Annotated in this window: 8 protein-coding genes; 7 read left to right on the forward strand and 1 reads right to left on the reverse strand. The window is 69.9% G+C overall.

The features are described 5' to 3' along the window. The first annotated feature begins 48 nt into the window (after positions 1–48). The 6 genes from JL108_RS18660 (at position 49) to JL108_RS18685 (ending at position 6,324) form a co-directional block, all read left to right on the forward strand. Positions 49–1,161, forward strand: coding sequence for a ring-opening amidohydrolase (locus tag JL108_RS18660; RefSeq protein ID WP_143910984.1), 1,113 nt, complete (start codon positions 49–51; stop codon positions 1,159–1,161). Next, positions 1,158–2,345 carry a CoA transferase gene (locus JL108_RS18665; protein ID WP_307837327.1) on the forward strand — a complete coding sequence of 396 codons (1,188 nt, stop codon included), beginning with the start codon at positions 1,158–1,160 and terminating at the stop codon, positions 2,343–2,345. Before JL108_RS18660 ends, JL108_RS18665 begins: the two co-directional genes overlap by 4 nt. A 244-nt stretch (positions 2,346–2,589) precedes the next feature. Beyond that, complete coding sequence (locus JL108_RS18670; RefSeq protein ID WP_205199622.1) at positions 2,590–3,168, forward strand: NTP transferase domain-containing protein; 579 nt, start codon at positions 2,590–2,592, stop codon at positions 3,166–3,168. Further along, on the forward strand, positions 3,165–4,046 hold the full coding sequence (locus JL108_RS18675) for a MoxR family ATPase (protein WP_205199623.1): 882 nt from the start codon (positions 3,165–3,167) through the stop codon (positions 4,044–4,046). Before JL108_RS18670 ends, JL108_RS18675 begins: the two co-directional genes overlap by 4 nt. Continuing rightward, on the forward strand, positions 4,039–5,160 hold the full coding sequence (locus JL108_RS18680) for a VWA domain-containing protein (protein WP_205199624.1): 1,122 nt from the start codon (positions 4,039–4,041) through the stop codon (positions 5,158–5,160). The genes JL108_RS18675 and JL108_RS18680 overlap by 8 nt, the downstream gene beginning before the upstream one ends. Positions 5,161–5,196: 36 nt before the next feature. Next, positions 5,197–6,324 (forward strand): XdhC family protein, encoded by a 1,128-nt coding sequence (locus JL108_RS18685; RefSeq protein ID WP_205199625.1) that lies wholly within the window; start codon positions 5,197–5,199, stop codon positions 6,322–6,324. A gap of 79 nt (positions 6,325–6,403) precedes the next feature. Here JL108_RS18685 and JL108_RS18690 read toward each other — a convergent pair whose 3' ends face one another. Continuing rightward, entirely contained in the window at positions 6,404–7,120 is a 717-nt protein-coding gene (locus JL108_RS18690; protein WP_307837328.1) for a DUF981 family protein, read from the reverse strand. 64 nt (positions 7,121–7,184) lie between these two features. Here JL108_RS18690 and JL108_RS18695 point away from each other — a divergent pair, with 64 nt between their 5' ends. Next, on the forward strand, positions 7,185–7,838 hold the full coding sequence (locus JL108_RS18695) for a TetR/AcrR family transcriptional regulator (RefSeq protein ID WP_205199627.1): 654 nt from the start codon (positions 7,185–7,187) through the stop codon (positions 7,836–7,838). The last annotated feature ends 350 nt before the right edge of the window (positions 7,839–8,188 follow it).

Below are 8,188 nucleotides of genomic sequence, written 5' to 3' on the forward strand. Positions count from 1 at the left end.
GAAACACAACCCCCAGTAAGACCCACCCCTCAGGAAAGGAAGCGCCGTATGCCCTCAGCAATCGAGGTTCGCAAGGTCCCGATCCACTCCGTCGCCGACGCCAGCGAGCTCGCCAAGCTCATCGACGACGGCATCATGGAGGCCGACCGCGTCATCGCCATCATCGGCAAGACCGAGGGCAATGGCGGGGTCAACGACTACACCCGCATCATCGCCGACCGCGCCTTCCGTGAAGTGCTGGTCGAGAAGGGCTCGCGGCCGGTCGAGGAGGTCCGTCAGATCCCGATCGTGTGGTCCGGCGGCACCGACGGTGTCATCAGCCCCCACGCCACGATCTTCGCGACGCTCCCCGAGGACAAGGCCCCCAAGACCGACGAGCCGCGCCTCAGCGTCGGCTTCGCGATGAGCGAGCAGCTGCTGCCCGAGGAGATCGGCCGCACGCCGATGATCGAGAAGGTCGCCGACGCCGTCAAGGTCGCCATGGAGCGCGCGGGCATCACCGATCCGGCCGATGTCCACTACGTCCAGACCAAGACGCCGCTGCTCACCATCCACACCATCCGCGACGCCAAGAGCCGTGGCAAGACGGTCTGGACCGAGCACACGCACGAGTCGATGGACCTGTCGAACGGCGTCACCGCCCTCGGCATCGCCGTCGCGCTCGGCGAGATCGACATGCCGACCGACGAGGACGTCATGCACAGCCGTGAGCTCTACTCGGCCGTGGCCTCCTGCTCCTCGGGCGTCGAGCTCGACCAGGCGCAGGTCGTCGTGGTCGGCAACGCTCGTGGCGTCGGCGGGCGCTACCGCATCGGCCACTCGGTCATGGAGGACGCGCTCGATCAGGACGGCATCTGGAATGCCATCCGCGACGCGGGTCTCGAGCTGCCCGAGCGTCCGCACTACACCGATCTCGACGGTCGCCTGGTCAACGTGTTCCTCAAGTGCGAGGCCAGCCAGGACGGCGAGGTCCGCGGACGTCGCAACGCCATGCTCGACGACTCCGATGTGCACTGGCACCGTCAGATCAAGGCGACCGTGGGCGGCGTGACCGCCGCGGTCACCGGCGACCCGGCCGTGTTCGTCTCCGTCTCGGCGGCGCACCAGGGCCCCGAGGGCGGCGGCCCCGTCGCCGCGATCGTCGACCTGGGCGACCAGTGACGGACGAGCAGGACACCGCGGTGCAGGGCCCGCTGGCGGGGACGCTCGTCCTCGACATGACGCGGGCCCTGGCCGGGCCGCATGCGGCCATGATGCTGGGCGACCTCGGCGCGCGCGTCATCAAGATCGAGACCCCCACCGGCGACGACAGTCGCGGGTGGGGGCCTCCCTTCCTCGGCGAGGGTGAGGAGCGCGAGTCGACGTACTTCATGTCGGCGAACCGCAACAAGGAGTCGATCACCCTCAACCTGAAGACCGAGGACGACAAGGAGATCCTCCGTCGTCTGGTCAAGCGTGCCGACGTGCTCATGGAGAACTTCCGGGTGGGCGTGCTGGACCGGCTGGGCTTCAGTGTCGAGGAGCTGCACCGGCTCAACCCGGGTCTGGTGATCCTCTCGATCACCGGCTTCGGCCACGATGGCCCGGAGGCGAGCCGCGCGGGCTACGACCAGATCGCGCAGGGCGAGGCCGGCCTGATGAGCATCACCGGCAGCGAGGAGCCCACCAAGGTGGGCGTCCCGATCGCCGATCTGCTGGCGGGCATGAACGGCGCCTATGGCACGGTCGCGGCGCTCTACGAGCGCGAGCGCACCGGCAAGGGCCGGGTTGTGCGCACTTCGCTCATCGCGAGTGTCGTGGGCGTGCATGCTTTCCAGGGCACGCGCTGGACGGTCGCGGGGGAGGTGCCGGGGCTGTCCGGCGCGCATCATCCGTCGATCGCGCCGTACGGGCTGTTCCACACGCAGACGGCGCCCATCCAGCTGTCGTGCGGCTCGGAGTCGCTGTGGACCGCGTTCGCGGCAGCGCTCGATCTCGACGCGACCGACCCACGGTTCGCCACCAACGGCGACCGCGTCGCGCATCGTGACGAGCTGATCGCGATCATCGAGGAGAAGTTCGCCGCGGCACCGGCTGAGCACTGGCTGGAGCTGTTGTCCGAGGCGGGCCTCCCGTCCGGCAAGGTCCGCACGATCGACGAGGTCTACGAGTGGGAGCAGGCGCGTTCGCAGGGCCTGGTCATCGAGGTCGATCACGCCACCAAGGGTCGGCTCACGCTGCCCGGGCCGGTCATCCGCTTGGACGATCAGCCGTACGCGGGCTCGCGCGAGACCAATATCGCGCCGCCTACCCTCGGGCAGCACAACGAATCGGTCCGTCGCTGGTTGGACGAGACCGAGGAGTGATCCGAGCCTCGGCGGTCGAGCAGTGCCCTCACCTGCTCGACCGCCGGGATCACCACCCCGGCGTGGTCTCGGATTCGGTGGTTGAGTAGGAAGCTCGCTCTGCGAGCGGCCGTATCGAAACCACCACTCAAGCGTGGTCTCGCTGCTCGACGATCGGGGTCGGGCCACCGGCGGTCGAGATCGAAACCCGTCCACGTGCGCTCTCGGTGCCCCGGGCTGGCGCGTGGTGGGAGAATGGAGCGTGATGGGAGACGTCACCGGACTGCTGCTGGCCGCCGGCGCCGGGCGGCGCATGGGCGGTCCCAAAGCGCTGCTGCGCCGCGATGACGGCACCCCCTGGGTCGTGGCGGCACGTCAGACCCTTCTCGACGGCGGCCTCGATGACGTCCTCGTCGTGCTCGGTGCGGCGGCCGATGAAGCGCGCTCCCTGCTCGGCGATGCCCGCAGCATCGTGGCTGAGGACTGGGACCGGGGCATGGGTGCCTCGCTCGAGACCGGCCTGAGGGAGCTCGCTGCCGATTCCGCGCAGGTGGCCCTCGTCCATCTCGTCGATCTCCCCGATGTCGACGCCGAGGTGGTGCGCCGCGTCCTCTCCCATGCCGACGGCCCCGAGACGCTGGCCCGCGCCGTGTACGCCGGAGCTCCCGGCCACCCCGTACTGATCGGCCGCGACCACTGGTCCGCGATCGCCGACGGCACCGACGACGAGGGCGCGCGGGCGTACCTGGCCACCCACGACGCCGTGACCGTCGAATGCGGCGATCTCGCCAGCGGGACCGATCGCGACCGGCCTCAGGACCTCGATCCCAGGAGGGACATATGACCCACGTCGACAGCGCGCAGGCACTCACGGACCGGCTCGGCTCGGTCGGCTACATCGCGGGCGAGGGGCTCTCCACCGTCGGCTATCTCGCCCTGCGGATGCAGCGGCCGCTGCTGCTGGAGGGCGAGCCCGGCACCGGCAAGACCGCCCTCGCGGGCGCGCTCGCCGAGTCCTTCGGTCTCCCTCTCATCCGGCTGCAGTGCTATGAGGGCATCGATGCCCGGCAGGCACTGTACGACTGGGACTTCCCGCGGCAGATCCTCCACCTGCGGGCGCTGGAGGCCGCCGATGCCGCCGATGACGTCCGCGCCGTGGAGGACTCCCTCTACGAGGAGCGTTTTCTACTCCCGCGGCCGGTGGTGCGGGCGCTGCGGGAGGCTCCCGCGGTGCTGCTGATCGACGAGATCGACCGCGCCGATGACGAGTTCGAGGCGCTGCTGCTGGAGGTGCTGTCGACCTATCAGGTGTCGATTCCCGAGCTCGGAACGATCTCCGCGACCGAGCCCCCGATCGTCGTCCTGACCTCCAATCGCACGCGCGAACTCCACGATGCCCTCAAGCGGCGCTGCCTTTACCACTGGCTTGATCACCCCGATCTCGACCAGGAGATCGCCATCGTGCGGGCCCGTCTGCCCGAGGTCGGCGAGGCGCTCGCCGAGCGCATGGTCGAGCTCGTGCAGAAGCTGCGAGCCGACGGCGGCCTGGTCCGTCCTCCCGGCGTGGCCGAGACCCTTGACTGGGTCCGCGCGCTCCAGGCCCTCGGACTGCGCGAGCCCGAGCTCGGTGCCCTGTCGGCGACCGTCGGGGCGGTCTGCAAGCAGCGCGAGGACGCCGAGCGGGTCCGCTCGCTCGTGCGGGCGGCGTTCGGCGATGACTAGCCTGCTGCACGATCCTTCGCCCGACGCTCCGGTCGCCGAGCTCATCGGCTTCGTGCAGGCGCTGCGGGCGGCGGGGATCGGCGCGTGGGCCTCGGAGGACTTCCTCGCCGCCACCGCGCTGCTCGACCTCGGCAGTGCCGAGGATGTCTACTGGGCCGGTCGGGCGACGTTGTGCGGATCGCCCGATGACGTCCCCCTCTACGACGAGGTCTTCGGGTCGTGGTTCCGGGTACCGGCGCCGGGCGTCGGTCATCCTCCGCCCTTCGAGCTGACCCAGAACCGTCCGCGTTCACGGACCGGTGTCGAGAACGAGGGCGGACCCGGTGATGACACCGAGGTCGTGCCGATCGCCGCATCGGTCGCCGAACGTCTCGCCCACCGCGATATCGCCGATCTCGATGCTGTCGAGGCCCAGGCGGTCGCATCGGCCTTCGCCGCCCTGCGCCCCCGGCCTCCGATGCGCACCACGCGCCGCCACCGTCCGTCGCGGCGCGGCGACATCGACATGGGCCGCAGCGCGCGCGAGCAGCTGCGTCATGGCGGCGAGCCCGCGCTGCTGCGCTACCACGAGCGGGCCTCCAAGCCCCGCCGCGTGGTCTGGCTCATCGACGTCTCCGGTTCGATGAAGGTCTACGCCGACAGCTACCTGCGCCTGGCCCACCGCGGCTTCGCCGGCGCTCCGCGCACGACCGAGGTCTTCACCTTCGGCACGCGGCTGACGCGGGTGACCCCTGCCTTCGCCCACCCGGACGCGGAGACCGCGCTGCGCACTGCCGGTGAGATCGTGCCGGACTGGTCGGGCGGTACTCGACTGGGCGAGATGATGCGCGCGTTCTGCGACCGCTGGGGTCAGCGGGGGCCGGCGCGTGGAGCGGTCGTCGTCGTGTGCAGCGACGGCTGGGAGCGCGGGGACCCCGCGTTGCTCGGCGAGCAGATGGCCCGGCTGCGGCGGATCGCCCATCGCCTCGTATGGGTCAATCCGCACCGGGAGAAGCCCGACTACGCTCCGGTGCAGTCGGGGATCGTGAGTGCCTTGCCGGCGATCGACGAGCTCATCGGCGGGCACTCGTTCGCGACCCTCGCGCGGGTGCTCGACGTGGTGGCGGAGCAATGACCGGCGAACCACGGGGGACGAAGGGAGGAGCGGACGATGCGTGATGTGCTGGAGCCGTTGATCGACGCCTGGGAGAGCGGCGACCGGATCGGGCTGGGGACGGTGATCGGGACCCAGAAATCGGCGCCGCGCCCGCCGGGTGCCGCGATGCTGGTGCTCGGCGACGGCTCGGTCGTCGGTTCCGTCTCGGGCGGCTGCGTCGAGGGTGATGTGTACGAGCTCGCTCAGCGGGTCGTCGCCGAGGATGCTCCGGAGCTGCGCCGTTACGGGTACTCCGATGACGAGGCCTTCGCCGTCGGGCTGACCTGCGGGGGCATCGTCGACGTCTTCGTCGAGCCGGTCGATCGCACGACCTTCCCCGAGCTCGGCACGGTCGCCGAGGATGTACGGGCCGGGCGGCCGGTGGCGGTGGCGACGGTCATCGAGCATCCCGACGCCTCATGGGTCGGCCGGCATCTGGTGCTGCGCACCGACGAGGTGCTGGGCGGGCTCGGCTCGCAGCGGGCCGACCATGCGGTCGCGGACGACGCACGGGGCCTGCTGGCGGTCGGACGCTCGCAGGTGCTCGAGTTCGGGCCCGATGGCGAGCGCATGGACACGGGGATGAAGGTCTTCGTCAACGCCTTCCAGCCGCGGCCTCGGATGATCGTCTTCGGGGCGATCGACTACGCGGCGGCGGTCGCGCGGCAGGCCGAGCTGCTGGGCTACCGGGTGACGGTGTGCGATGCGCGGCCCGTCTTCGCCACCCCCGAGCGGTTCCCGGCCGCTGACGAGGTCGTGGTCTCGTGGCCGCATCGCTATCTCCGCGCCGAGGTGGAGGCCGGTCGTGTCGACCAGCGCACGGTCATCTGTGTGCTGACCCACGACCCCAAGTTCGATGTCCCGGTACTGGACCTGGCGTTGCGCCTGGGGGGCGAGCAGCAGCCCTTCTACATCGGGGCGATGGGCTCGCGGCGCACGCACGACGAACGCTTGGAGCGGTTGCGCGAGGCGGGTCTCGGTGAGGAGCAGCTGCGCCGTCTGCACAGTCCCATCGGCCTGGATCTACGCGGGCGCACCCCCGAGGAGACCGCCGTGGCGGTGGCGGCGGAGCTGGTGGCCTTGCGGTGGGGCGGTAGCGGCCGTCCTCTCCACGAGACCGATACCGCCATCCACGCCGACTGACCCTCGGACCGATAACGATGCGTAATGGTTGCTAGGGCGACCGCAATGCATCGTCATCGGTCCCGGGAGGGTGGTTCCGTCAGCCCATCGTGTTGACGATGAGCCCGATGTGCGTGAAGAAGTTCAACGCGCCGAAGGCGATGAACACCACACCGGCGATGCCCCACAGCCAGCCGATCGCGGTCCACAGCCCGTTGCGGATCGAACGCAGCGCGAAGGGGAAGAGGATCGCGCCGAGGCCGACGATGGCGATGAGCCCGGACATGAAGATCGCCTCGACGAGCGGCCACTCGGCGAACTCTCCGGAGATCGGCTCCTCGGGCGGAGCGGCGAACAGCTGGTACTTCACTCCCGCGACGGCGATGCCGATCAGGCCGAGGCCCATGCCGAGCACGAAGACCGACACGGGTCGGGCGACCTTGCGCAGATGCTCCAGGGCTCCGGGGGTCGCGAGCACCGCGGCGCCTCGGAACCAGATGTAGAGGGCGGCCGCGAGCAGCAGCACGCCGAAGGCGAGTGACGTCTCACCGAAGATGATGTTGTCGAAGGGGAAGCCACCGGCGGCCAGCGGCCAGGTGAGGGTCATGTGCAGTCCGGTCGTGGTGAGCACCAGGCCCAGCACGCCGAAGGACAGCGCCCATCCCTCCGGGACGACGTCGCCGGGGGAGCGCAGCAGCTCCCGCCCGAGCCAGACCAGTCCCACCAGACCGGCGCCGACGGCGACGGCCATGATCGTGTTGTACGTGGGCATCTCGGCCCAATCGATGACGAGTCCTTCGCTCGCGAGCGAGTTCACGTCGATCATCTCCTCTGCGGTCAGGTGCCGAGATCACGGCACATCAGGAAAACCATACGCTGGTATGAATTATTCCTCGCGGGTGCGGCACGCCCGTAAGCTGGTGGTCGTGGCGGGTGAGGGCGGAGGACGTGACGGCGAGCGCGCCATGGTGCAGGGGCGAGGGGTCGACCGACAGCAGCGGATGATCGAGGCCGCGGCCACCCTGTTGATCGACGAGGGCTTCGATGCGATCACCCACCGGCGCGTCGCCGACGCCGCCGGGGTCCCCCGCGGCTCGGCGAGCTACTACTTTCCGACACGTGCCGGCCTGATCGCCACCGCCGTGCGGGCCGCCGAAGACCTGCGGGTGGCCTCGGCGACCGCCTACGCGGAGGCGCTCCCCGCGCGTCGGCGCACGTCGCGCGAGACGGCGCGAGAGCTCATCGCGACGGCCTTCGCGCCGCATGTGGACGACACCGTGGCGGTGGCACGGCTGGATCCGATGATGGTGGCGCTACGCGACCCCGAGCTCGCGCCGATCATGCGGGAGCACCGGCCGGGGATCCTCGCCGCCCTCGGAGTCGTGCTGGAGCGGTCGGGACGCGAAGACGTGACCGATATCGATCTGCTCGCCCATCTCGTCGATGCCGCGTTGATCACCGCTGCCTCCGGCCCCGCGGAGGGCGTCATCGACCGCGCCGCCGACCTCGTCGGCCGCTTCCTCGAGCACTACTGAGTCGCCCCGGCCGTGGGCGGTGAGCCATCCCGCATACGTGCCCGGGGCGGTGAGCTATCACGTACTTTCGCGCGGCAGTCTCAATCGGTCGAAGCAACATCTTTGATGAGGAGTTGTTGTGAGGCATTCGGTGCAGACGCGTCGGCGGTTCTATGAGTTGGTGTGTTTAGAGGGTTATGGTCTGTCGTCTGCGGCGTTTGCGGTTGGGGCGGGGATGGGGTCTTCGACGAGGTGGTGGCGGCAGGCTTTCGGTATGGATATCGAGGTCAGCAAGGGTGTTCATGGGGGACCACGGATCGGTGTTGCGCGTGATGTCGATGTCAGTGATGGGCGGGTCCGGTCGCGGCGGG

It is taken from the genome of Aeromicrobium sp. YIM 150415 (assembly GCF_016918125.1).
Classification (GTDB): Bacteria; Actinomycetota; Actinomycetes; order Propionibacteriales; family Nocardioidaceae; genus Aeromicrobium; species Aeromicrobium piscarium.

Bases quoted from the DNA above. Each gene is read 5' to 3' on its own strand.
- JL108_RS18660 (WP_143910984.1), top strand. From the start codon at position 49: ATGCCCTCAGCAATCGAGGTTCGCAAGGTCCCGATCCACTCCGTCGCC.
- JL108_RS18670 (WP_205199622.1), top strand. From the start codon at position 2,590: ATGGGAGACGTCACCGGACTGCTGCTGGCCGCCGGCGCCGGGCGGCGC.
- JL108_RS18675 (WP_205199623.1), top strand. From the start codon at position 3,165: ATGACCCACGTCGACAGCGCGCAGGCACTCACGGACCGGCTCGGCTCG.
- JL108_RS18680 (WP_205199624.1), top strand. From the start codon at position 4,039: ATGACTAGCCTGCTGCACGATCCTTCGCCCGACGCTCCGGTCGCCGAG.
- JL108_RS18685 (WP_205199625.1), top strand. From the start codon at position 5,197: ATGCGTGATGTGCTGGAGCCGTTGATCGACGCCTGGGAGAGCGGCGAC.
- JL108_RS18695 (WP_205199627.1), top strand. From the start codon at position 7,185: ATGAATTATTCCTCGCGGGTGCGGCACGCCCGTAAGCTGGTGGTCGTG.